20 protein-coding genes and 1 pseudogene are annotated in these 22,501 nt (G+C 70.6%); 15 read left to right on the forward strand and 6 right to left on the reverse strand.

Going from position 1 to position 22,501, the window contains the following annotated elements; genetic code table 11:
- Nucleotides 1–77 precede the first annotated feature (77 nt).
- Both QFZ76_RS29630 and QFZ76_RS29635 read left to right on the forward strand, forming a co-directional pair.
- Nucleotides 78–1,169 (forward strand): LLM class flavin-dependent oxidoreductase, encoded by a 1,092-nt coding sequence (locus QFZ76_RS29630; protein ID WP_307676572.1) that lies wholly within the window; start codon nucleotides 78–80, stop codon nucleotides 1,167–1,169.
- The gene (locus QFZ76_RS29635) at nucleotides 1,166–1,753 is read left to right on the forward strand and encodes an FMN reductase (protein WP_307676573.1); all 588 of its coding nucleotides are present in this window, start codon (nucleotides 1,166–1,168) and stop codon (nucleotides 1,751–1,753) included. Before QFZ76_RS29630 ends, QFZ76_RS29635 begins: the two co-directional genes overlap by 4 nt.
- A 176-nt stretch (nucleotides 1,754–1,929) precedes the next feature.
- Here QFZ76_RS29635 and QFZ76_RS29640 read toward each other — a convergent pair whose 3' ends face one another.
- Complete coding sequence (locus tag QFZ76_RS29640; protein WP_307676574.1) at nucleotides 1,930–2,967, reverse strand: aldo/keto reductase; 1,038 nt, start codon at nucleotides 2,965–2,967, stop codon at nucleotides 1,930–1,932.
- A 122-nt stretch (nucleotides 2,968–3,089) separates the two neighbouring features.
- Between QFZ76_RS29640 and QFZ76_RS29645 the strand changes: the two genes are divergently transcribed.
- The 3 genes from QFZ76_RS29645 (at nucleotide 3,090) to QFZ76_RS29655 (ending at nucleotide 5,960) form a co-directional block, all read left to right on the forward strand.
- Entirely contained in the window at nucleotides 3,090–3,650 is a 561-nt protein-coding gene (locus tag QFZ76_RS29645; protein WP_307676575.1) for a TetR/AcrR family transcriptional regulator, read from the forward strand.
- Between the two features lie 150 nt (nucleotides 3,651–3,800).
- On the forward strand, nucleotides 3,801–4,508 hold the full coding sequence (locus QFZ76_RS29650; RefSeq protein WP_307680167.1) for a response regulator transcription factor: 708 nt from the start codon (nucleotides 3,801–3,803) through the stop codon (nucleotides 4,506–4,508).
- Between the two features lie 3 nt (nucleotides 4,509–4,511).
- Nucleotides 4,512–5,960, forward strand: a complete 1,449-nt coding sequence (locus tag QFZ76_RS29655) for a HAMP domain-containing sensor histidine kinase (RefSeq protein ID WP_307676576.1) — start codon at nucleotides 4,512–4,514, stop codon at nucleotides 5,958–5,960.
- Between the two features lie 68 nt (nucleotides 5,961–6,028).
- Here QFZ76_RS29655 and QFZ76_RS29660 read toward each other — a convergent pair whose 3' ends face one another.
- The 3 genes and pseudogenes from QFZ76_RS29660 to QFZ76_RS29670 form a co-directional block, all read right to left on the reverse strand.
- Nucleotides 6,029–6,211, reverse strand: coding sequence for a hypothetical protein (locus tag QFZ76_RS29660; RefSeq protein ID WP_307676577.1), 183 nt, complete (start codon nucleotides 6,209–6,211; stop codon nucleotides 6,029–6,031).
- Nucleotides 6,212–6,363: 152 nt separating this feature from the next.
- Nucleotides 6,364–7,706: pseudogene (locus tag QFZ76_RS29665) on the reverse strand (condensation domain-containing protein).
- A gap of 147 nt (nucleotides 7,707–7,853) precedes the next feature.
- On the reverse strand, nucleotides 7,854–8,291 hold the full coding sequence (locus tag QFZ76_RS29670) for a hypothetical protein (RefSeq protein WP_003974483.1): 438 nt from the start codon (nucleotides 8,289–8,291) through the stop codon (nucleotides 7,854–7,856).
- 566 nt (nucleotides 8,292–8,857) lie between these two features.
- Between QFZ76_RS29670 and hemL the strand changes: the two genes are divergently transcribed.
- From hemL to QFZ76_RS29720, 10 genes are all read left to right on the forward strand, one after another.
- Complete coding sequence (gene hemL, locus QFZ76_RS29675; protein WP_307676578.1) at nucleotides 8,858–10,177, forward strand: glutamate-1-semialdehyde 2,1-aminomutase; 1,320 nt, start codon at nucleotides 8,858–8,860, stop codon at nucleotides 10,175–10,177.
- Entirely contained in the window at nucleotides 10,174–10,887 is a 714-nt protein-coding gene (locus tag QFZ76_RS29680; RefSeq protein ID WP_307676579.1) for a histidine phosphatase family protein, read from the forward strand. The genes hemL and QFZ76_RS29680 overlap by 4 nt, the downstream gene beginning before the upstream one ends.
- 110 nt (nucleotides 10,888–10,997) lie before the next feature.
- A complete protein-coding gene (locus QFZ76_RS29685) occupies nucleotides 10,998–12,287 on the forward strand; it encodes a hypothetical protein (protein WP_307676580.1) in 1,290 nt (429 codons plus the stop codon).
- Nucleotides 12,288–12,353: 66 nt separating this feature from the next.
- The gene (locus QFZ76_RS29690; RefSeq protein ID WP_307676581.1) at nucleotides 12,354–12,959 is read left to right on the forward strand and encodes a TlpA disulfide reductase family protein; all 606 of its coding nucleotides are present in this window, start codon (nucleotides 12,354–12,356) and stop codon (nucleotides 12,957–12,959) included.
- Between the two features lies 1 nt (nucleotide 12,960).
- Nucleotides 12,961–13,734, forward strand: a complete 774-nt coding sequence (locus QFZ76_RS29695) for a cytochrome c biogenesis CcdA family protein (protein WP_307676582.1) — start codon at nucleotides 12,961–12,963, stop codon at nucleotides 13,732–13,734.
- A gap of 3 nt (nucleotides 13,735–13,737) precedes the next feature.
- Complete coding sequence (locus QFZ76_RS29700; protein ID WP_307676583.1) at nucleotides 13,738–15,459, forward strand: cytochrome c biogenesis protein ResB; 1,722 nt, start codon at nucleotides 13,738–13,740, stop codon at nucleotides 15,457–15,459.
- 186 nt (nucleotides 15,460–15,645) lie between these two features.
- Nucleotides 15,646–16,722, forward strand: coding sequence for a c-type cytochrome biogenesis protein CcsB (ccsB, locus tag QFZ76_RS29705; RefSeq protein WP_307676584.1), 1,077 nt, complete (start codon nucleotides 15,646–15,648; stop codon nucleotides 16,720–16,722).
- A gap of 80 nt (nucleotides 16,723–16,802) precedes the next feature.
- Complete coding sequence (locus QFZ76_RS29710) at nucleotides 16,803–17,408, forward strand: RNA polymerase sigma factor (RefSeq protein ID WP_307676585.1); 606 nt, start codon at nucleotides 16,803–16,805, stop codon at nucleotides 17,406–17,408.
- Nucleotides 17,405–18,337 (forward strand): CU044_5270 family protein, encoded by a 933-nt coding sequence (locus QFZ76_RS29715; protein WP_307676586.1) that lies wholly within the window; start codon nucleotides 17,405–17,407, stop codon nucleotides 18,335–18,337. Before QFZ76_RS29710 ends, QFZ76_RS29715 begins: the two co-directional genes overlap by 4 nt.
- A gap of 38 nt (nucleotides 18,338–18,375) precedes the next feature.
- Complete coding sequence (locus QFZ76_RS29720; protein WP_307676587.1) at nucleotides 18,376–18,801, forward strand: SRPBCC domain-containing protein; 426 nt, start codon at nucleotides 18,376–18,378, stop codon at nucleotides 18,799–18,801.
- Here QFZ76_RS29720 and QFZ76_RS29725 read toward each other — a convergent pair.
- Together QFZ76_RS29725 and QFZ76_RS29730 are read right to left on the reverse strand one after the other, a co-directional pair.
- Entirely contained in the window at nucleotides 18,798–20,369 is a 1,572-nt protein-coding gene (locus tag QFZ76_RS29725; RefSeq protein ID WP_307676588.1) for a hypothetical protein, read from the reverse strand. The two genes, QFZ76_RS29720 and QFZ76_RS29725, sit on opposite strands and share 4 nt — an antisense overlap.
- Entirely contained in the window at nucleotides 20,369–22,474 is a 2,106-nt protein-coding gene (locus tag QFZ76_RS29730) for a hypothetical protein (protein WP_307676589.1), read from the reverse strand. Before QFZ76_RS29730 ends, QFZ76_RS29725 begins: the two co-directional genes overlap by 1 nt.
- Nucleotides 22,475–22,501: the final 27 nt, after the last annotated feature.

Genomic DNA, 22,501 nt, shown 5'->3' on the forward strand with positions numbered 1-22,501 from the left:
GACTCGGAATACGGGGGAGGGCGGGACCGTTGTCAGGCTATAGTTGAACGGTCAACAACTTTGGAGGTTGAGCGACCATGCAGTTCGGGATCTTCAGCGTCGGCGATGCAACGCCGGACCCGACCACGGGCCGTGCGCCGACCGAGCGCGAGCGCATCAAGGCCATGGTCGCCATCGCGCTGAAGGCCGAGGAGGTCGGGCTCGACGTCTTCGCGACCGGCGAGCACCACAACCCGCCCTTCGTGCCGTCGTCGCCGACGACCATGCTCGGCTACGTGGCGGCGCGGACGGAGAAGCTGATCCTCTCCACCTCCACCACCCTCATCACCACGAACGACCCGGTGAAGATCGCCGAGGACTTCGCGATGCTCCAGCACCTCGCGGACGGCCGGGTGGACCTGATGATGGGGCGCGGCAACACCGGCCCGGTGTATCCGTGGTTCGGGCAGGACATCCGCGAGGGCATCAACCTCGCCATCGAGAACTACGCCCTCCTGTACCGGCTGTGGCGCGAGGACGTCGTGAACTGGGAGGGGAAGTTCCGTACGCCTCTCCAGGGGTTCACGTCCACGCCCCGGCCGCTGGACGGCGTGCCGCCGTTCGTCTGGCACGGCTCGATCCGGTCCCCCGAGATCGCCGAGCAGGCCGCCTATTACGGCGACGGCTTCTTCCACAACAACATCTTCTGGCCGGCCGACCACACCAAGCGGATGGTCGAGCTCTACCGGAGCCGGTACGCCCACTACGGGCACGGCACACCCGAGCAGGCGATCGTCGGCCTGGGCGGCCATGTCTTCATGCGGCCCAACTCGCAGGACGCGGTGCGGGAGTTCCGGCCGTACTTCGACGTCGCGCCGGTCTACGGGCACGGGCCGTCGCTGGAGGACTTCACCGACCAGACGCCGCTGACCGTCGGCTCCCCGCAGCAGGTCATCGAGAAGACGCTCGCCTTCCGCGAGTACGCCGGTGACTACCAGCGTCAGCTGTTCCTGGTCGACCACGCCGGGCTGCCGCTGAAGACCGTGCTCGAGCAGCTCGACATGCTCGGCGAGGAGGTCGTGCCGGTGCTGCGCAAGGAGTTCGCCGCGAGGCGTCCGGCCGGGGTGCCTCAGGCGCCGACCCACCAGTCGCTGCTCGCGGCCGCATCGAAGGGAGTGACCGTCGAATGAAGCTCGTCGTCGTCTCGGCCGGGCTGAGCGTCCCGTCGTCCACCCGCCTGCTGGGGGACCGGCTGGCCGCGGCCGTGGGCCGGGACCTGCCGGTCGAGGTCCAGGTCGTCGAGCTGCGCGACCTCGCCGTGGAGATCGCGCACAACTTCACCAACGGGTTCCCGGGGAAGAAGCTGGCCGCCGCGATCGACGCGGTGACCGGGGCGGACGGGCTGGTCGTCGTCACGCCGGTGTTCTCCGCGTCGTACAGCGGGCTGTTCAAGTCGTTCTTCGACGTGATCGACAAGGACGCGCTGGCGGGCATGCCGGTGCTGATCGCCGCGACCGGCGGTACGGCCCGGCACTCCCTCGTGCTGGACCACGCGCTGCGTCCGCTCTTCGCCCACCTGCGGGGCGTCGTCGTCCCGACCGGGGTGTACGCGGCCTCGGAGGACTGGGGCGCGGAAGGGCTGGACGGGCGGATCGGGCGGGCTGCGGGTGAGCTGGCGGCCCTGATGACGGGCATGTCGGCGGCCAGGCCCGTCAAGGACGCCTTCGCAGCGGTCGTGCCGTTCGAGGAGCAGTTGGCCGCGCTGCGGGCGTGAGCGCAGGGCGGTGACGTCAGGTGGACCGGGTGCGGCCGGACCGGCGGGTTGGCCGGCCCGGCCCGCCGCAGGCGCGGGGCAGCAGTGACATCAGCTGTTCCGCGGCGGGCATGCCCCGCTCACCCGCGTCGATCAGGCACCGTCGGTTTCCTGCGGCCTGACCCGCCGGACGGGCTTCAGCGGCGGCGGAAAGCGGCGTCCAGCGTGGACGTGCTGGTGTGCCACATGTTGTCGGCGACGTTGACCGTGTGCCCGGGCGGCACGATCTCGTCGATGCGGTCGAGGAGGTCGTCGGACAGCTCGATGCCGTCGGTCGTCAGGTAGGACTCCAGGTGGTCCATGGTGCGCGGGCCGACGATCGCTGAGGTGACCGCCGGGTGGCGGACGACGAACGCGATCGCCATCTGGACGAGCGTCATCCCGGCCTCGTCGGCGAGCGCCCCGAGGGCGTCGGCGGCGTCGAGCTTGGCCGCGTTCGCCGGGGACGTGGCGTCGTAGGTGGCGGCGAAGCGGACCCGGCGGGCCACCGATCCCGGCCCGGCGATCTCCTGGCCCTTGCGGTAGCGGCCGGTCAGCCAGCCGCCGGCCAGCGGGCTGTAGGCCAGCACGCCCATCCCGTGGCGCAGGCAGGTCGGCAGCACGTCGTACTCGACGGCACGGGCCAGGAGGGAGTACGGGGGCTGCTCGGTGCGGAACCGTTCGCGGCCGCGGCGCTCTGCGGTCCACTGCGCCTCGACGATCTCGGAACCAGCGACCGTCGAGGCGCCGAAGGCCCGGATCTTTCCGGCGTGGACCAGATCGGACAGGACGCCCAGGGTCTCGTCGATGTCGACGGCCGCGTCGAGACGGTGCACCTGGTAGAGGTCGATCCAGTCGGTCCCCAGCCGGCGCAGCGAACCCTCGACCGCCTCCGTTATCCAGCGCCGCGAGGTTCCCCGTTGGTTGGGGTCCTCGCCGAACGGCAGACCGACCTTGGTGGCGAGCACGACGTTGTCACGCCGCCCGCCGGCGAGCGCCTTGCCCACGATCTCCTCCGACTCCCCGCCGGAGTAGAAGTCGGCGGTGTCGACGAAGTTGATCCCGGCGTCCAGGGCACGGTGGATGATCTTGGCCGAGTCGTCGTGGTCGCTGTTGCCGAAGGCGCCGAACATCATCGCGCCCAGGCACAGCGGGCTGACCGAGACGCCGGTGCGTCCCAGGGGGCGGTACTCCATGGTGGAGGCTCCTCGAATCGCCGCGAATCAAGCCGCGGCAGGTGGATAGAATCAGGCCGGACGCAGAAACGGATAGCCTGTCCGTTCAGCGTAGCGGATAGCCTATCCACTTAGGAAGCGTGATGACCTCGGACCAGCCGCCCACACCGTCGAGACGTGCCGACGCCGAGCGGAACCGCGACAAGATCCTCACGGCGGCCCGCGCCGCCTTCGCCGAGCCCGGCGCCCAGGTGTCGATGGCCGAGATCTCGCGACGCGCCGGCGTCGGCATGGCGACGCTCTACCGCAACTTCCCCGGTCGCCGAGAGCTCCTGGAAGCCCTCTACCTCGACGAGGTCGACGCCGTCTGCGCGCCTGCCGAGACCGTCGACGGCCGGACGCCGGGAGCGGTGTTCACGGCCTGGCTCCACCAGTTCTTCGCCTTCGCCACCGGCAAGCACGACATCGCCACCGAGCTGCTGACGCACTCCGACAGCGAGGACGCCGTCTTCAGCGAGAGCCGCACCCGGGTGCTGGCCGCCGGCCGGCCGCTCCTCGTCGCCGCACAGCAGGCCCACGAGATCCGCGACGACCTCACCCTCGAGCAGATCTGCGACATGATCATCGCCGTCGCCACGATTCACGGCACCCCCGACTACGTCGAGCCGATCCTGCGGGCCGCGCTCGACGGCCTGCGCCCGTGAGCTCCCCGGCGGGGCGAGTGAGAGGACGGTAGGGGTGCGCCCCCGGTTGCGCACCCGGCGGTGAGAGGGCAGTAAGAAGGGCGCCCGGTGAGCCGCTCATCACGGCGCACGGGTCGGCGGGCTTGGCACACTGAGGGCGTGCCCCAAAACGTGCTGCTCGCCGAAGACGACCGCGCCATCCGCCATGCGCTGGAGCGCGCCCTGACCCTGGAGGGCTACCGGGTCACCGCGGTCGCCGACGGGATCGAGGCGCTGGCGCACGCCCACAAGAGTCCGCCCGACGTGCTCGTGCTGGATGTGATGATGCCCGGGATCGACGGACTGCAGGTCTGCCGGGTACTGCGCGCCGAGGGGGACCGGACGCCGATCCTGATGCTGACGGCGCTCGTGGAGACCCAGGACCGGATCGCCGGGCTGGACGCGGGCGCCGACGACTATGTGGTCAAGCCGTTCGACGTCGAGGAGGTCTTCGCCCGGCTGCGGGCGCTGCTGCGCCGGACCAGCCCGGTCGGCGCGCTGAGCGGCGCACCGAAGCCGCAGGCGCCCGAGCACGCCGAGGGGCGGATCGAGGCGGACGGGCTGCGGATGGACGTACAGGCGCGGCGCGCCTGGCGCGGGGGGCGGGAGCTGGAGCTGACCCGCACCGAGTTCGAGCTGCTGGAGCTGCTGGTCCGCAACGCGGGAATCGTCCTCGACCACTCCACGATCTACGACCGGATCTGGGGCTACGACTTCGGGCCGGGCTCCAAGAATCTCGCCGTGTACGTCGGCTACCTGCGCCGCAAGCTCGACGAGCCGGGGGCGCCGCTGCTGATCCACACGGTCCGCGGTGTGGGTTATGTGCTGCGGGAGGACTGACGGGTGGGCCGCCTCGGGCGGCTGCTGGTGAGACGGCGACCCCGGCTCCTGTCCCTGCGGACCACCTTCGCGGTGTCCTTCGCGGCCGTGACCGCCGCCGTCACCGTCCTGGTCGGCGTGCTGTCCTACAGCGCCGCCGCCCGGCTGGTCCGGGTCGACCAGGAGTCCGTGTTCGACCAGGTCGTGCAGGACCTGCGGGACGAGGTGCGCACGCACCGGATGACACCCGGCGACTTCTCCTCCTCCGAGCCCGGCCACGACCTCGTCCGGCCCGCCCGCACGGACGTGCAGGTGCTCGGGCCGGACGGCGGCGTCGTCGACCCCGGCCGGCCCGGGCTGCCGGTCGTCGCCGGGGACCGGCGGATCGCGGCCGACGCCACCGCCGGGACGATGGTCGAGCACAAGGACGTCGACGTCGGCGACGACGTCTACCGGGTCGCGACCGTCGCCCTCGGCGACGGGCGGGGCGCGGTGCAGGTCGCGCAGGAGTTCAGCGACACCGAGGACCTGCTGCGGGCCCTGCAGCAGCGGACGCTGATCCTGATGCTCGCGGTCGTGACAGCGGCAGGGCTCTTCGGCTGGTGGCTGGCCCGGCGCATCACCCGCCGGCTGGTGATCCTCACCTCCGCCGCCGAGGACGTCGCCCGTACCCGACGCCTCGGCATCCAGGTGCCCGTCGCCGGTTACGACGAGGTCGGCCGCCTCGGCCGCGCCTTCGACCGCATGCTCGGGCGGCTCGCCCAGTCCGAGGAGGACCAGCGGCGGCTGGTCCAGGACGCGGGGCACGAGCTGCGTACGCCGCTGACCTCCCTGCGGACGAACATCTCGTTGCTGCGCAGGATCGACGAGCTGCCCCCCGATACCCGGGCCGAACTGGTCGCCGACCTCGGCCAGGAGGCCCGCGAACTCACCGACCTGGTCAACGAGTTGGTCGACCTCGCGGCCGGGCAGTCCGACACCGAGCCGCCCCAGCGGGTCGACCTCGCCGACATCGCCGAGGACGTCGCCGGGCTCGCCCGTCGCCGTACCGGGCGGGAGATCGTCGTCCGCGCGAGCGGTGACACGACGACCGACGGCCGCCCGGCGATGCTCCAGCGCGCCTTCTCCAACCTCGTCGAGAACGCGGCCAAGTTCGACCGCGACGGCGGGGGACCCATCGAGATCAAGGTCAGCGGTCCGGCCCTCCCCCACTCTCGGCTTCACTCGAGCGGGGGGACCCCCATCGGCACCGTCCGCGTCGAGGTCCTCGACCGGGGCCCCGGCATCGCCGACGCCGACCTGGTCCGTATCTTCGACCGCTTCTACCGCGCCGCCGACGCGCGCTCCCTGCCGGGCTCGGGCCTCGGCCTGTCCATCGTGCGGGAGGTGGCCCTCGCGCACGGGGGCGCGCCGTTCGCCGTGCGGCGGGAGGGCGGCGGGACGGTGATCGGGTTCACGGTGGGCGGGGCCTGAGGCAGGCAGGTGCGTCGTAGCGGTGCGTCGCAGTGGTGCGGCCCGCGACGACCGCCCGCGTCCTGCGGTCAGGCGCGCCGGCCGCGGCCCTTGTACAGGGCCGACCCGGCGCCCAGGGAGACGACCGCCATGCCGATGCTGGTCGCGATGCCCTTCGCGCTGTCGTCGATGAAGGGGGCGGCCAGGGCGACGGTGAGGTTGAAGAGGAACAGGAACCACAGGACGGGGCGGGAGGAGAGCATCGCCTTCATGGCAGGTGCCTTTCGGGGAGAGGTGGATCTGTGGATCTCCCCGACGGGGAGCCGTTGACCTTGTGAGCTCAACGATCCCGTCATCGGCCTGCCGTCACGAGAGAGCGTCCTCCCCGGTCGGGGGTGTAGCCCGCTCCACCTACGGCCCCGTCCTAGACGCGTACGGCCGAGTCCCGGGCCACCGAAACCACGAGGTCCCGCAGCCCCTCGACGTACAGCCGCATGTTCTTGTACGCGACGTCGTTGTCGGGACAGCGGCTGGCGAACTGCAGGCCCTCGTGGAGCCGGTTCAGCCACACGCACACCTGGTCGCCGTACGAGACCCGCAGCAGTCCGGACGCCTTCAGTTCCTGCCACCGCTCCGACCCCGGAGTGCCGCGCGTGTCGACGTACGAGACGATCGAGTACAGGTCCGCAGACGTGGGCCGGAAGTCGGAGCCCAGTAGGCCGAGTACGCGGGCGATGGGCATCCGGGCCAGTGACCGGTTCTCCCGCAGCGATCGGCGCGCCGCCCACGTACCAGCCCACCGAGTCCGACCACTGGGACTTCGCCCTGGTGTGGAACGGCACGACGGTGCGGTACACCTCCTGGCCACCGATCTCGCGGACGACGAGGGCGGTGGCGGCGAGGATGCCGACCAGACTTCCGCCGTACGGGCGGCAGTACGCCTCGAAGGCCGCCGCTTCCGCGTCCTCCACCAGCATCTCGCGCATGAGCTTCTGGGCGGGCAGCGGTCCTTCGGGGTCGAGACCGAGGTCGACGGGGAAGTTCGGCAGTTTGCCGTCGCATCGGGAGATGAACTCCCGCCAGCGGGCGACCGTCGCGTGCGAGTCGTCGATCCCGTCGGCACGCGTGCGCTCGGACGCGCAGAAGTCGACGTAGCTGGCGGACCGGTGCCGTGTCGGCGGTGCGCCCCTGGAGCCCGGCCGCGTAGAGGTCGTGGATCTCGCCGGGGATGCGCTGCAGCGAGTACGAGTCGACGTTGCTGTGGTCGAACGCCATGTAGACACTCGTGCCGTCGTCCCTGACGACCGCGGTGAAAATGAAGTTCGGCCAGGTGAGCGCGTCCGCCGCGACGTCGAAACGGTCCTGCAGATACCGGGTCAGCACCGCCGCGTCGGAGAAGGTGCCGATGTCCTCGCGGTGCAGCACGACCGCGTCGGCGTCCAGCGTGAAGCGTCGCATCTCGTCGTCGGTCCAGCGGAATCCGCTGCGCAGCGTCTCGTGCCTGAGTGTCCAGGCACGCAACGCGCCTTGGAGTACGTCGAGATCGATCCGTCCCGGGATGTCGAAGGCCGCCCCGAGCCAGGTCGGTACGAACAGGCCGTCCTGCCGTACCGATCGCGTCGTTCGGACATGGGACTCCTGTACGTACGCGGGAGGGCGGGAATCGTCCGGCAAACTCATCGCGGCCTTGACGGTCGTCGGGTGCAGCGTCCATTCCACGAGACGTCCGGACCGAAGCTCGCAACGCTGGATGTCGGTGATTCGCAAGGGGCTCTCCGTTCGCGGCATCGCTCGATGGCCATGTGGCCCAACGAGAGATTGCTCCGAAAGAGACGCTACGGGCGGGTTCCGACGATTTCGGCATACAAAAGGGCGGGGTCCGCAAACCCCGCCCGGCTACCGGAAAACCTCAGCTCACGGCCACACCAGGCAGTACGGCTGATGCCCCGCCTCATGCAACCGATGGCTGAAATCCTGCCACTCGTGCAGCAGTTGGTACACGTTGAACGCGTCCCGGGGCCCGCCCCGGTCCGGCACCGTCGACCAGATGAACGCCGCCGCGCCCACCGCCTCCTCGCCGATGCCGCGGAGCGGGTCGACGACCGTCATGGGGAGCTTGACCACCGCGTAGTCGGGGTGCAGGACGACGAGTTCCAGGGGCGGCACCTTGTGCAGGGGGACGCCCTCGATGCCGGTGAGGACCATCGCCGCCATGGTCTCCGGCTTGATCTTCGTGAACATGCCGTTCATCCCGAGCTCGTCGCCGCCGAGTTCCTCGGGGCGCATCGAGATCGGGACACGGGCTGCGGTCGCGCCGTCGGGCGCGCCGAAGTACTTGTACGTCACCCCCACCCGACCACCATTCCTGCTCCCCGCCCTCAGCCGGTCGATCCGTCGGTCGGACCACTCCGACTCCTCACCAGGTACAACGTGTCCCTGGCGTGCTTCGTTCGATTCCTCCGCGTCGCGTCGGTGCCTTCCCCGCCGGGCACGTCGAGGACCCAGGTCGTCAGTCCCCTCGCCCAGTCCGCCACCGCGATGCATATCTCCACCCGACTGCTTTTCTAGGACGCGCGGGCCCCGCCGCGCAACCCGATCATCGTGTCAGTGACCTCCCCCACGGCCGCCCGCCGAAACGTGCGCTGAAACACCTGTCCGCAGGATCTTTGCAGCCCCTGAACAGGGCGCACCACAACATCGTCCTTCTGAGCTGTGTGTATCAGGTGCCAGTCTCGCAGATGACGGGGGCCCGGGACTGGTCGCCGGGTCAGTAGCCGCATCGGCAGCCCGCTCGGCCCCGCCTCGGCAGCCCCGTCCACAGCGGCCCGCTGTCCTCGGTGCCCCCTGGCCTACCCTGAGGAGGTCACTGGCAAAACCGGAGTCCGAGCAGTCGGAGAAGGTCGGAGAAGTCGCAGGACATGAGCGAATTGCCCTATTCATACGATGCGCCTGTCTCGCAGGCCCTGTTCGACCGTGCGGCCGCCGTCACGCCCGGCGGCGTGAACTCCCCGGTGCGCGCCTTCCGTGCCGTGGGCGGAACGCCCCGGTTCATGGTGTCCGGCAAGGGTCCGTACCTCACCGACGCCGACGGGCGCGAGTACGTCGACCTGGTCTGTTCCTGGGGGCCCATGATCCTCGGGCACTCCCGCCCCGAGGTCATCGCCGCCGTACAGGACGCCGTCTCCCGCGGCACCTCCTTCGGTACGCCCGGTGAGGGCGAGGTCACGCTCGCTGAGGAGATGGTCGCCCGGATCGAGCCGCTGGAGCAGGTGCGGCTGGTGTCCAGCGGGACCGAGGCCACCATGTCGGCCATCCGGCTCGCCCGCGGGTTCACCCGGCGCACCAAGGTGGTCAAGTTCGCCGGGTGTTACCACGGTCACGTCGACTCGCTCCTCGCCTCCGCCGGATCCGGCGTCGCCACCTTCGCGCTGCCCGACACCCCCGGCGTCACCGGCGCCCAGGCCGCCGACACCATCGTCCTGCCCTACAACGACCTCGACGCCGTGCACGCCGCCTTCGAGGCCCATCCCGGCGAGATCGCCTGTGTGATCACCGAGGCCTCCCCGGGCAACATGGGCGTCGTACCGCCGCTGCCCGGCTTCAACCAGGGGCTGAAGGACGCGTGCGCGAAGAACGGCGCGCTGTACGTCTCCGACGAGGTCATGACCGGCTTCCGGACCAGCAGGGCCGGCTGGTACGGCATCGACGGCGTCCGGCCCGACCTGATGACCTTCGGCAAGGTGATGGGGGGCGGGTTCCCGGCCGCCGCCTTCGGTGGCCGCGCCGATGTCATGGGGCACCTCGCGCCCGCCGGGCCGGTCTACCAGGCCGGCACCCTCTCCGGTAACCCGGTCGCCACCGCGGCCGGTCTCGCCCAGCTGCGGCTGCTCGACGACGCGGCCTACGTCAAGGTCAACGACGTGTCGGCGCAGATCCAGGCGCTGGTCTCCGGGGCCCTCACCAAGGAAGGCGTCGCACACACCGTGCAGAACGCCTCCAACATGTTCTCCGTCTTCTTCACGGACCGCCCGGTCCGCACCTACGAGGACGCGAAGGCGCAGGAGTCGTTCCGCTTCACCGCCTTCTTCCACTCCCTGCTGGCGAACGGCGTCTACCTGCCGCCGTCGTCCTTCGAGTCCTGGTTCGTGTCCACGGCCCACGACGAGCGGGCCGTCCAGCGGATCGCCGACGCCCTTCCGGCGGCGGCCCGAGCGGCTGCGGAGGCCACGCAAGCATGAGTGACAACGGCAACGGCAACGGCAACCGCAACGTCAACGGGGACATCACCGTCGTCCACGTGATGCGGCACGGTGAAGTCGCCAACCCGGACGGTGTCCTCTACGGCCGTCTCGCGGGCTACCACCTCTCCGAGCTCGGCCGGCAGATGGCCGACCGGGTCGCCGAGCACCTCGCCACCCGTGACGTGACGCATGTCGTCGCCTCCCCGCTGGAGCGGGCGCAGGAGACGGCAATGCCGATCGCCAAGGCGCACGGCCTGGACATCGCGACGGACGAGCGGCTCATCGAGGCCGAGAACGTCTTCCAGGGCAAGACCTTCGGGGTCGGGGACGGCGCGCTGCGGCGGCCGGAGAACTGGAAGCACCTGGTCAACCCGTTCAAGCCGTCGTGGGGCGAGCCGTACGTCGACCAGGTCATCCGCATGATGGGCGCGCTGGACGCGGCGAAGGACCGGGCGCGCGGGCACGAGGCGGTGCTCGTCAGTCACCAGCTGCCGATCTGGATCGTGCGGTCGTACGTCGAGAAGCGGCGGCTGTGGCACGACCCGCGCAAGCGGCAGTGCACCCTCGCGTCCCTGACGACCTTCACATACCGGGGCGACAAGATCGTCTCCGTCGGCTACAGCGAGCCGGCCCGCGATCTCGTCCCCGCTCATCTCCTCGCCGGCGCGAAGCCGGTGAAGGGGCAGGGCAAGGCCTTCGGGGCGTAAGCGCGTTCTCGGCGCCTCTGTTACGAAATCCGTAAGTATCGGAGGAACCTCCCCGTTCGTCGCCGCCTCTGACTGGGTGACCACCAGAGAACGTGACGAACGGGGATGCAATGCGCACTCTCACCCGAAGGGGAGCACTCGGACTCGGCGCGGGCGCCGCGGCCGCCGTAGGGCTGGCGGGGTGCGGCACGCTCACCCCGTCGGACGGGTCGAGCCATGCCGGAGGTTCCGGCGACGGCCGCCCGAGCAGCCCGAAGCCCACCGCCCGCCCCCTCGGCGACGGCTCCACCTCCTTCACCGGCAGGCAGCCCCACCAGCCCGCGAAGCCCGAGCCGTTGGAGCCGGGGCAGACCCCGCCGCAGTTCGTGATCTTCTCCTGGGACGGCGCCGGCGAGGTCGGCAACGGCCTCTTCCCGCGCTTCCTGGACCTCGCCAAGGAGCACGGCGCGAGCATGACCTTCTTCCTCTCCGGGCTGTACCTGCTGCCCGAGTCGAAGAAGCGCCTCTACGACCCGCCGAACAACCCGCGCGGCGCCTCCGACATCGGCTATCTCACCGACGAGCACGTCAGGGCGACGCTGACGAACGTGAGGCGGGCGTGGCTCGAAGGGCACGAGATAGGCACCCACTTCAACGGCCACTTCTGCGCCGGCACCGGCACCGTCGGCAACTGGACGCCCCAGCAGTGGCGCAGCGAGATCGACCAGGCCAAGTCCTTCGTCAAGGAGTGGCGGACCAACACGGGATGGACCGACCTGCCCGCGCTGCCCTTCGACTACGACAAGGAACTCGTCGGCGGCCGCACCCCCTGCCTCCTCGGCCAGGACAACCTGCTGCCCACCGCCCGCGAGCTCGGCTGGCGCTACGACGCCTCCTCGCCCGGCGGCCGCCAGGTCTGGCCGCAGCAGAAGGAGGGGATGTGGGACCTGCCCCTGCAGGCGATACCTTTCCCCGGTCGCCGATTTGAGGTGCTTTCCATGGATTACAACCACTTGGCGAATCAGTCCGTCAACTCCACCAACGCGCCCGCCCACAACTACCCGGCCTGGCGCGAGCAGTCCGCCGGCGCCTACATCCAGGGATTCCAGCGGGCATACGAGACAAACCGCGCACCCTTCTTCGTCGGCAACCACTTCGAGCAGTGGAACGGCGGCATCTACATGGACGCCGTCGAGGAGGCCTTCAAGCACATCGCCCGGGAGAAGGAGAAGGGCGAGGACGTACGCCTGGTCTCCTTCCGGCAGTTCGTCGACTGGATGGACGTCCAGAAGCCCGAGGTGCTCGCCAAGCTGCGTACGCTCGATGTCGGGCAGCAGCCGGCCGGTGGCTGGAACGAGTTCCTGAAGGACACGGCCGCAACCGGCTCGACCGCCTCGGAGACCTCCTCGAACGCTGCCTGAAATGCGGAATTCCGCCCGCAAGGGGGGTGCGCAAGATCCCCAGAACGGGCATGCGAAACTTTTCACATGAGTGCCGCCACCCGTAGTCGCACCCGTCGCGCCGTCCTGCTCACCGCCGTTGCCTCGGCAGCCGCGGTGACCCTGTCCGCGTGCAGTTCGGGCGGTACGTCCGGCGGCGGCGGTGACACCAACTTCGTCACCGGCAACAACGGCATCGACACCGTCGCGCAGGGCAAGCGGGTCGCCGCCCCCGACCTCTCCGGCGCCACCATCGACGGCAAGCAGCTCGACGTCGCCGACTACAAGGGCAAGGTCGTCGTCCTCAACGTCTGGGGATCCTGGTGCGGGCCGTGCCGCGCGGAGGCCAAGTACTTCTCCAAGATCTCCAAGGAGTACGCGGACAAGGGCGTCCAGTTCGTCGGCATCAACACCCGGGACACCAGCACCGGGGTCGCGGTCGCCTTCGAGAAGGACTACGGCATCACCTACCCGAGCCTGTACGACCCCACGGGCAAGCTGATGCTCCGCTTCAAGAAGGGCACCCTCAACCCGCAGCTGATCCCCTCCACGCTCGTCATCGACCAGGACGGCAAGGTCGCCGCGCGGGCGCTGCAGGCGCTCGGCGAGGAGGATCTGCTCAGCATGCTCAAGCCCGTCCTCGCGGAGAAGTGACGTGAGCGCGCTGGTGACCCTCGCCGAGGCGACGGGCCGCAACGAGACCGTGTTCAGCGGTGCCCTGCTGGTCGCGCTGCCCATAGCCCTGCTCGGCGGACTCGTCTCCTTCTTCTCGCCGTGCGTCCTGCCCCTGGTCCCCGGCTACCTCTCCTACGTCACCGGCGTCACCGGCACCGACCTGGCCGAGGCCCGGCGCGGGCGGATGGTCGTCGGGGCCTCGCTGTTCGTGCTCGGCTTCACCGCCGTGTTCGTCTCCGGCGGGGCCCTGTTCGGGTACTTCGGGGAGACGCTGCAGGAGCAGAAGGGCATCCTGTCCAAGGTGCTCGGCGTGCTCATGATCCTCATGGGTGTCTTCTTCATGGGCCTGATGCCCTGGCTCACCCAGCGCGATTTCCGCTTCCACCAGAAGCCGGCCGCCGGACTGGTCGGCGCCCCCGTCCTCGGCGCTCTGTTCGGCATCGGCTGGGCGCCCTGCATCGGACCCACCCTCGCCTCCGTGCAGGCGCTGTCCTTCAGCCAGGCGAGCGCCGGCCGCGGGGCCATACTGACAGTCGCGTACTGCCTGGGCCTCGGCCTGCCGTTCGTGCTCGCCGCGGTCGCCTTCCGCAAGGCGCTCGGCGCCTTCGGCTGGGTCAAGCGCCACTACGTCTGGGTGATGCGCCTGGGCGGCACCATGATGATCGTGACCGGTCTGCTGCTGCTGACCGGCGCGTGGGACCAGATCGTCTCCGAGATGCAGAACTGGTCCAACGGCTTCACTGTGGGGATCTGATCGATGAGCAAGACGACCACCGGCGCGCCCGCCGACGCGACCCCGGACGAACAGGACCTCGGCGCCGCCGGATCCCAGCTGTCCACCGCCCCCAAGGAAGAGCTGCCCAACCTGCCCTCCCTGGGCGTCATCGGCTGGGCCCGCTGGTTCTGGCGGCAGCTGACCTCCATGCGGGTCGCGCTGTTGCTGCTCCTGCTGCTGTCGCTCGGCGCGATCCCCGGCTCGCTGATCCCGCAGTCCGGGACGGACGAGACGAAGGTCGCCGACTTCCGCAGCGCGAACCCCACCCTCGGCGACGTCTACGACAAGCTCGGGCTCTTCCACGTCTACAGCTCGGTGTGGTTCTCCGCGATCTACATCCTGCTGTTCATCTCCCTCATCGGCTGCATCGTCCCGCGCACCTGGCAGTTCGTGGGCCAGTTGCGCGGCCGGCCGCCGGGCGCCCCCAGGCGCATGACCCGGCTGCCCGCCTACACCACCTGGCGCACCGAGGCCGAGCCGGAGCAGGTCCGCGAGGCCGCGCTCGCCCTGCTGAAGAAGCGCCGCTTCCGCGCCCACCTCGCCGGTGACGCCGTCGCCGCCGAGAAGGGCTATCTGCGCGAGGTGGGCAACCTCGCCTTCCACATCGCCCTGATCGTGCTGCTCACCGCCTTCGCCTGGGGTCAGCTGTTCAAGATGGAGGGCAACAAGCTGGTCGTCGAGGGCGACGGCTTCTCCAACACCATCACGCAGTACGACGACTTCAAGTCCGGCAACCTCTTCAGCCAGGACAGCCTGGACCCGTTCAGCTTCGTCCTGGACGACTTCACGGGCACCTACGAGCCGTCGGGCCCCAGCAAGGGAACCCCGCGCGTCTACCGGGCGACCGTCGACTACAGCGTCGGCGCCTACGGCAAGGACCGGAAGACCACCATCGAGCCCAACGGGCCGCTGGACATCGGCGACTCCAAGGTCTACCTCACCGCCCACGGCTACGCCCCCGTCATCACCGTCCGCGACGGCAAGGGCAACGTCGTCTACAGCCAGGCCGTGCCTCTCCTCCCGCTCGACTCCAACGTCACCTCCTCCGGTGCGATCAAGGTCATGGACGGCTACCGCAACGCCAAGGGCGTGAAGGAACAGCTCGGCTTCCAGGCCTTCTTCCTGCCGACCTACGGGGGTGCAAACTCCGCGGTGGTCTCGCAGTTCCCGGCGCTGAACAACCCGGTGCTGAACCTGGAGGCCTACCACGGCGACCTCGGTGTCGACGCGGGCATCCCGCAGAGCGTGTACCAGCTCGACAAGACCCACCTGAAGGAGTTCAAGAACTCCAAGGGCACGCAGCTGCGGGAGAACCTGAAGCCCGGCGAGACCATGCAGCTCCCGAACGGCGCCGGCTCGGTCACCTACGAGGGCACCAAGGAGTGGGCCAACTTCCAGATCACCCGGCAGCCGGGCAGCGGCTGGGCGCTCGGCGGTTCGGTCACCGCGATCTTCGGTCTGGCCGGCTCCCTGTTCATCCAGCGCCGCCGCGTGTGGGTGCGGGCCGTCAAGGGCGACGACGGTGTCACCGTCGTCGAGATGGCCGGCCTCGGCCGCAGCGAGTCCGCCAAGGTGCCCGAGGAACTCGGCGACCTCGCCGGGATCCTCTACGACCAGGCACCGGGCGCGCCCGGTGACACGGGGGCGGAGCCGGACGGTGTGTCCGACTCCGACGCCGCATCTGCCGAAGGGGCTGAGAATTGAATCCTCTCCCGCGCGGAACAAGGGAGATTCCTGGCTCACGCCGCCCGGCGGACCAGCGGTCCTCCAGGTCTTCCACGATCAACGCCAGCCGGGTTGAAACCAGCCCGGTGAACACGAACGCACGCTACCTGCAGATCTCGCCGCCCGACCGCAAGTTGCCGGGATATCCACCGAAGGAGCGCTGAGGTGACACTCGCCGCCGCGACCAACGAAAACCTCGCGAACCTCAGCAACACGCTGATCTACTCCGCGATGGCCGTCTACACCCTCGCCTTCTTCGCCTACATCGCCGAATGGACCTTCGGCGGCCGCAGCAAGATCGCCCGCACCGCCGCCGCGCTCACCTCCGAGAAGGCGGCGAAGGCGCCGGCCGTCACGGTGAAGAAGGGCGGCTCCACCGCCGTACTGGAGCGGCCGAAGGTCGTCGTGCGGGCGGCGGCCGGGGCGCGTGACGTGCCCGACGGGCCCGGCGCCCACGGTGGCGATGCGCAGGGCGACCTCTACGGGCGTATCGCCGTGTCCCTCACGGTGCTCGCGTTCCTCATCCAGCTGGGCGGGGTCATCGCCCGGGCTGCCTCGGTGGAGCGGGCGCCCTGGGGCAACATGTACGAGTTCAACATCACCTTCTCCACCGTGGCCGTCGGCGTGTACCTCACGCTGCTCGCCCTGAAGAAGAACGTGCGCTGGCTCGGGCTGTTCCTGATCACGACGGTCCTCCTCGATCTCGGCATCGCCGTCACTGTCTTGTACACCGCCAGCGACCAGTTGGTTCCCGCCCTCCACTCGTACTGGCTGTACATCCACGTCTCGACCGCGATTCTGTGCGGCGCGGTCTTCTACGTCGGCGCGGTCAGCACGATCCTCTACCTGTTCAAGGACTCGTACGAGAACAAGCTGCAGAGCGGCGGCAGGCCCGGCCAGTTCGCCACCTCGTTCCTGGAGCGGCTGCCCGCCTCCTCAACCCTCGACAAGTTCTCCTACCGGGTCAACGCGGCCGTCTTCCCGCTGTGGACGTTCACGATCATCGCGGGCGCGATCTGGGCGGGCGACGCCTGGGGCCGCTACTGGGGCTGGGACCCCAAGGAGACCTGGGCGTTCATCACCTGGGTCGCCTACGCCTGCTACCTGCACGCCCGCGCCACCGCCGGCTGGAAGGGCCGCAAGGCCGCCTACCTGGCGCTGATCGCGTTCGGCTGCTGGCTGTTCAACTACTACGGAGTCAACATCTTCGTCTCCGGCAAGCACTCCTACGCGGGCGTGTAACCGCCTCCCGTAGCCTCAAGGCCGGTTCCCGTGACGCAGGTCACAGGAACCGGCCTTGGTCGTACGGACAGGTGGAGGGTGTGGATACGAATCTGCGAAGACGCATCCGCGCGGGGGACCACGACGCCTTCGGCGATCTCTTCGACGCGTACGCACGCTCCGTCTACAACCACGCCTACCGGCTGACGGGGGAATGGGCGGTGGCCGAGGACGTCGTCTCGCTGACCTTCCTGGACGCCTGGCGGCTGCGCGAGAGGCTCGACGAGGAGGGCGGATCCCTGCGGCCCTGGCTGCTCGGCATCGCCACCAACGTCACCCGCAACACCCGCCGCGCCGCCCGAAGACACGCGGCCGCGGTCGCCCGCCTGCCCCGGGACGAGCCGGTGCGCGACTTCGCCGACGAGGTCGCCGGGCGCCTCGACGACGCCGCGCAACTGGCCGTCGTACGGACCGCGCTGGCGAAGCTGCGGCGGGCCGAGCGGGAGGTGCTGGCGCTGTGCGTGTGGTCCGGCCTGGACTACCGAGCCGCGGCCGAGGCGCTGGGGGTGCCGGTGGGGACCGTACGGTCGCGGCTTTCGCGGGCGCGGACAAAACTCGCCAAACATCTGGAACCACCTGAAGCGCGCGGACAGATGAGAGGTGACCGCGGCACCGCGGTCGGGCCCCTGAGGGAGGGAAACCGATGAACCAGCTTCCCGAACACGACCTTCCGCCGGGCCGTCACCGACTCCTCAAGGAGCATCTGATGACCGAGATCCGGCACACCGAGCCGCTGCCCGTCCGGAAGCGGAAGCCCTGGCTGCGGCCCGCACTGGTGGCGGCGGCCGTGGCCACCGCGGCCGCCGTCACCTTCGTCGTCCTGCCGTCGAACGAGGGGGCCGGGGCGAGCGCACCGCCGCCCAGCAGGGCCACCGTCGCCCTGCTGGAGGACATCGCGCTGGCCGCCGCGCACGAGCAGCCGTCCTACGGGAAGGTCCGGGACGACCAGTTCGTGTACCTGGACAGCAAGGTGTCGGGCGGAGAGGCGTACGACGGGAAGTTCACCATCACGCCGCTGCACCGGCTGGAGATGTGGTTCTCGGTGGACGGTCTGCACACCGGGATGGGGCGGGAGGCGGGGCGGGAGGACTGGGACCTCCCGACCGACCCCAAGCCGGGCGGCGAGGGCTGGGAGATCTCTCCCTCCTACAACCACGTGAAGACCCTGCCCACCGACGCCGACGGGATGTACCGCTACCTGTACGAGACGGCCCCGAAGCACAGCGGCCAGGAGCGGTACCAGGCCATGTTCGTGCTGGCCGGCGACCTGCTGAGGCAGGCGATCGTGCCTCCGGAGCAGAGCGCCGCGCTGTTCCGGGCCGTCGCCCGGATCCCCGGGGTGACGATCGGCGAGAACGCGGTCGACGCCGCCGGACGCCGAGGCGTCGCCATCGCGCGCAAGGATCCCGACAATTCCAGCCGGGACGAGTGGATCTTCGACCGGCAGACCTACGAGTTCCTCGGGCAGCGCAGCGTGGCCACGGACGACTTCTCGGACGTGAAGGAGGGCACGGTCATCGCCAACACCGCGGTGCTCCGCCGGGCCGTCGTCGACCGTGCAGGTCAGCGTCCCTGAGGGGTGCGCATTCCGTATGCCGGGGGCAGGCTGGAGTCATGAGCGGTTCCGTCGAACAGGGCTCCAGCCAGACCCACGGGGACACGCGCATCCTGCACTTCCTGGTGCGGCTCCCGAGGCCCATGGAGGCGGTCTGGCCGGCCTTGGCCACCCCGGAGGGGATCGCCGCCTGGTGGACGGCCGTCGACGTCCTCGAACCCCGCCTCGGCGGCGCGGTCACCCTGCGCGACCTGGGATCGGGGCAGGTGACCGCGTGGGACGTGGACCGGGTCGCCGAGTACACGGTGGAGGGCGGCGGACGGATCAGGTTCCACCTGGAGCGGGACGGGGAGGAGGGGTCCGCCCTGCGCTTCACCCACGAGTTCCGGGGGGACCGGGAGTCGGAGGCGGGCTGGCGGGCCCGGTTCGAGCGGCTGATCGACCGGCTCGATGCTCCTTCCCAGGACCCCGAAGCCCGTTTCTAGGACGGCGGCAGGCACTCCTTCGCCGGTGGCTTCCCCTCCGGCCAGGCGATCTTCACGAAGCGGTTGGCGCCCTGCGGGGTGATCTCCACCACCGGGACGGCCTTGTTGTACGGGTTGCCGTGCACGTCCAGGCAGATCCAGCCGCTCGCCCCGCTCACCTTCAGCGAGCCCTTGACCTGCGGCCACTGCAGGCCGACGTCGGCGAGCGGCGGGACCACCTCGCCGTCGGGGGTGGCCTCGCGGATGCCCTTGACGGCCAGCTGCATGGCGTCGTACGCGATGATCAGCTGGCCGTCCGAGAGGGTGATCGGGCCGAGCGGGCCGACCGGCTCGCGCTTGCTGCTCGCGAGCAGCCCGTTGAGGACCTCCGCGTCCTTCGCCGAGCCGCCGGTCTTCACCGGGTCCTGCGTCCAGGCCTCCGGGTGGGCGAGGGCGGTGTAGCGCACGGAGAGGTTGTGGGTGAGGGCGCTGCGGTCGAGTTCCTTGTCGCCGGTGAGGTAGGAGCCCTCGTCACCGGTGAGCAGGGTGAACCTGCGGTCCTGGCAGCCGCGCCCGCCCAGCGCGTTGATGAACTGCCGCAGCTGGGTGTGCCGTCCGGCGAACAGGATGGTGTCGGTGTCCGGCGCGGTGTCGCACACGAGGTGGGTGATCTGCCGGAACGTGTTGGCGGTCGTGCCCTCCTGGCTGCGGTCGTCCGGCGGGGTGAAGGGCTGCGGCTCGTAGGGCGAGCCCTCGATGAGGTCGGCGAACGACTTCTGCAGGGTCGTCGTGTACGGGTCGCCCGGCTTGTCGTACACCAGCAGCGCGTTGCCCGCCGTCACCTCGGCGAAGGACGCGAGCGCGCGGGCCTCGTCGGTGTTGGTGGGGGAGACCCGGGCCAGCCCCGGGAAGGGGTCGGTGCCGTCCTGTCCGTTGGCGAGGTCGTCGGCGGTGATGGAGGTGCCGATCACCGGGATCCCGCGCCGGGTGAGCTCGGCGACGGCCTTCTTGTTGTTCTCGGTGCTCAGCCCGACCCCGGTCACCGCCCGCAGCCGGTCCGGGCCCTTGGTCATCTTCTCCAGCTGGTCGACCGTGTGCTCCCAGTGGGCGCCGGTCGCCCCGGGGTTGGCCAGCACCAGCCGGATCGCCGGGGTCTGCCCGGCCGACCTGTGGTTGGCCTGGTACTGCGCCAGATACACGCCCTGCAACTCGTGCAGCGCGTCCCCGAGGTTGTCGGTGTCGGTCGCGGTGAAGGGTTCGAGGAGGGCGACGGTGACATAGCTGTCCGCCTTGAGGGACCTGTTCTCCCGGGCGATCGCCCTTACGGTGTCCCGCAGTTGAGGCCGGCCGAAGTAGTAGTCCGTCGCCGACACGCCCACGCACTCGTCGCTGCCCTCGGGCCGTACGACCCCGGGGGCGCAGGACCGGTCGTCGTGCGCGAGCGCCCGTACGCCGAAGACCAGGCCGGTCACCACCGCGGCGGCGACCAGCAGGGCGAGGTAGCGGCGCAGGGGGATCTCCCAGACGCCCTCGCGCAACCGTGTGCCCAGTCCTCTGCCCGAACCCCCGCCCGCGCCGCTCCCCGCCATCACGCCTCCCCGTCCGGTTCGTCCTCGTCGTCGTCCGGGACGCGCAACGGCCGCCCGGCGAGCGCGTCCTCGGGCCAGTCCCGCGAGGCCCGCCACAGCAGCGCGTTGCCCGCCGGGCGCAGGTTGGACAGCTGCTCCAGCTCGAACCGCAGCCGGTCGCACACCTTCGGGTCGGGGAGCGCGAGCGGGTCGGTGAGCTGCCACACGGCGTGCAGCAGCCGCCGTATTCGCAGGTGCAGTACGGCGTCCGCGCCCTGAGGCACGACCTGTTCGGCGTCGGTGCGCCCGAGCGCGATCGCCGCCCGCCGGTCGTCCCGCGCCGCGAAGTCGTGGCCCTCGGCGTCGTGCGCGTGGAAGTAGGGCGCCGACGCGATGAACCGCAGCGACCGCAGCCAGACGCGGATGTCCAGGGTGGGGAAGCTGTCCCGCAGATATCCCACCGCCGACTCCGAGCGGCCCAGGGCGAGTTCGTGGTGCAGCCGGTAGCGGGCGCGGGCCGGATCGTCGTCGTCGGCCGCGTGCGCGTAGGAGCGGATCAGCGTCTCGTGCGCCTGCCGCCACTGCCCGTGGTCCGCGTCCCGGTGGTGCAGCCGCAGCAACAGCAGAGTCCGCACGAAGGAGTCCCCGACGAACCGGCCCGGCACCTCCACCAGCCCCTCCGCCACGAGCCGGGTCTGCAACGCCCGTACGTCCGCCGGGCCGAAGTCGTCCGGCAGGAGCGCCTCGGCGAGCGCGCAGGCCGAGTCGTGGTCGTGGGCGGCGGCCAGCACGGTCAGCTCGTCCAGACGGTCGGCCGGCACCAGCCGGTCCAGGAGTTCGAGGTAGGCGGGCCGCCCGTCGCGGTCGTCGTCCAGCCGCACGTCCGCCGTCAGCAGCTCGCCCAGGGAGGCGGCACCCGGCAGGTTCTGCGCGGCGGAGTCGGCGAGGTGGACGATCCCCAGCGGGTTGCCGCCGGTCAACCTGTAGGTGGCGTACGGCAGTTGGGGCGGCACCGGGACCTCGGCGCAGGCGGCGCCCACCAGGTGCAGGGTGTCGTCCGGGCTGAGCGGCGGCAGCGCCACCAGCAGGGCCCGGGAGGAGGGGGCCGCGGGGTCCGGCGCCCAGTCGCTGCGCCGCGCGACCTCCGCCAGCGTCCGCCGTACGGCGTTGCGCAGGACCGGGCGGTCGGTGCCGCGCAGGCCGCCGACGAACACGACCTGGTCGGCGATCCCCTCGGCACGGTCGCGCAGTATGGCGTCCACCAGCCCGGGGCCGGGAGCCCGGTGCGCGTTGTCGATGAGGACGACGGGCCGCCCCAGCCGCTGCATCCGCGGCAGCATCCCCGCGTACGCGTCGGTCAGGTCGGCGAGCAGCGCCCGTACGAGATACCGCTCGGCGTGCTCCCGCGAGGTGCCGCCGGCCCGGAAGTGCCCGGACAGCAGCATCAGGCCGCGGCGGGCGTCGGCGCCCGCGTTCGGGTAGGCGCGCCACCAGGCGGAGGCCCGCTGCTGGCGCCGGTTCACGAAACTGTCGGAGAAGGACTCCAGGGTCGCCTCGATCGCCGACGCCACGAGCGGACCGGTGCCGCTCACCGCCGAGACGACGTTCGCGGTGACCCGGCCCGCCATCCGCCCCGCGAACCCGGCGACCCACGACCCGCCCTCGTTCAGCAGCAGGATCCGCTCCACCTCGCGCCGGATCCGCTCGGAGTCCGCGTCGTCCCAGCCGCCCGCCGCGACCGCGACCAGGCCCGACATCAGGCGCGGGAACGTGATCCGCCCGGCCCCGGTCACCGGCTCGGCCAGCTGCTCGGCGACCACCAGCAGCGCCTGCGACACCGGCGACCAGGCCTCCAGGGGCCGCCCGCCGGTCGGCCGCGCGAACTGGACGTCCTCGCAGTCGATCGACGCGACCGGCGTGTGCCCCTTGTAGGCGTCCCGCAACTCATCGAGCACCGCGCTCTTGCCGAGCCCCCGCCCCCCGGTCAGCAGCACGAAGGGCAGCTCCTTGGGATGCTCCACGGGAGTGGCCCGGTGCTGGTGCGGACGCAGGCCCACGAGCCGCGGAGCAAGACCGGCCGGATCGGTGTCGAACAACGCCCCGCGCCCGTGCAACCGTCTGCCCACCGCATCTCTCCCCCCAGAGACTCCAAC

The sequence above is a fragment of the Streptomyces sp. V4I2 genome (genome assembly GCF_030817655.1).
GTDB lineage: Bacteria > Actinomycetota > Actinomycetes > Streptomycetales > Streptomycetaceae > Streptomyces > Streptomyces plumbiresistens.

Excerpts from the sequence above, each read along its gene's own strand:
- QFZ76_RS29630 (WP_307676572.1), top strand. The coding sequence starts at position 78 with ATGCAGTTCGGGATCTTCAGCGTCGGCGATGCAACGCCGGACCCGACC.
- QFZ76_RS29635 (WP_307676573.1), top strand. The coding sequence starts at position 1,166 with ATGAAGCTCGTCGTCGTCTCGGCCGGGCTGAGCGTCCCGTCGTCCACC.
- QFZ76_RS29640 (WP_307676574.1), bottom strand. The coding sequence starts at position 2,967 with ATGGAGTACCGCCCCCTGGGACGCACCGGCGTCTCGGTCAGCCCGCTG.
- QFZ76_RS29645 (WP_307676575.1), top strand. The coding sequence starts at position 3,090 with ATGACCTCGGACCAGCCGCCCACACCGTCGAGACGTGCCGACGCCGAG.
- QFZ76_RS29660 (WP_307676577.1), bottom strand. The coding sequence starts at position 6,211 with ATGAAGGCGATGCTCTCCTCCCGCCCCGTCCTGTGGTTCCTGTTCCTC.
- hemL (WP_307676578.1), top strand. The coding sequence starts at position 8,858 with ATGAGCGAATTGCCCTATTCATACGATGCGCCTGTCTCGCAGGCCCTG.
- QFZ76_RS29680 (WP_307676579.1), top strand. The coding sequence starts at position 10,174 with ATGAGTGACAACGGCAACGGCAACGGCAACCGCAACGTCAACGGGGAC.
- QFZ76_RS29685 (WP_307676580.1), top strand. The coding sequence starts at position 10,998 with ATGCGCACTCTCACCCGAAGGGGAGCACTCGGACTCGGCGCGGGCGCC.
- QFZ76_RS29690 (WP_307676581.1), top strand. The coding sequence starts at position 12,354 with ATGAGTGCCGCCACCCGTAGTCGCACCCGTCGCGCCGTCCTGCTCACC.
- QFZ76_RS29700 (WP_307676583.1), top strand. The coding sequence starts at position 13,738 with ATGAGCAAGACGACCACCGGCGCGCCCGCCGACGCGACCCCGGACGAA.
- QFZ76_RS29715 (WP_307676586.1), top strand. The coding sequence starts at position 17,405 with ATGAACCAGCTTCCCGAACACGACCTTCCGCCGGGCCGTCACCGACTC.
- QFZ76_RS29720 (WP_307676587.1), top strand. The coding sequence starts at position 18,376 with ATGAGCGGTTCCGTCGAACAGGGCTCCAGCCAGACCCACGGGGACACG.
- QFZ76_RS29725 (WP_307676588.1), bottom strand. The coding sequence starts at position 20,369 with ATGGCGGGGAGCGGCGCGGGCGGGGGTTCGGGCAGAGGACTGGGCACA.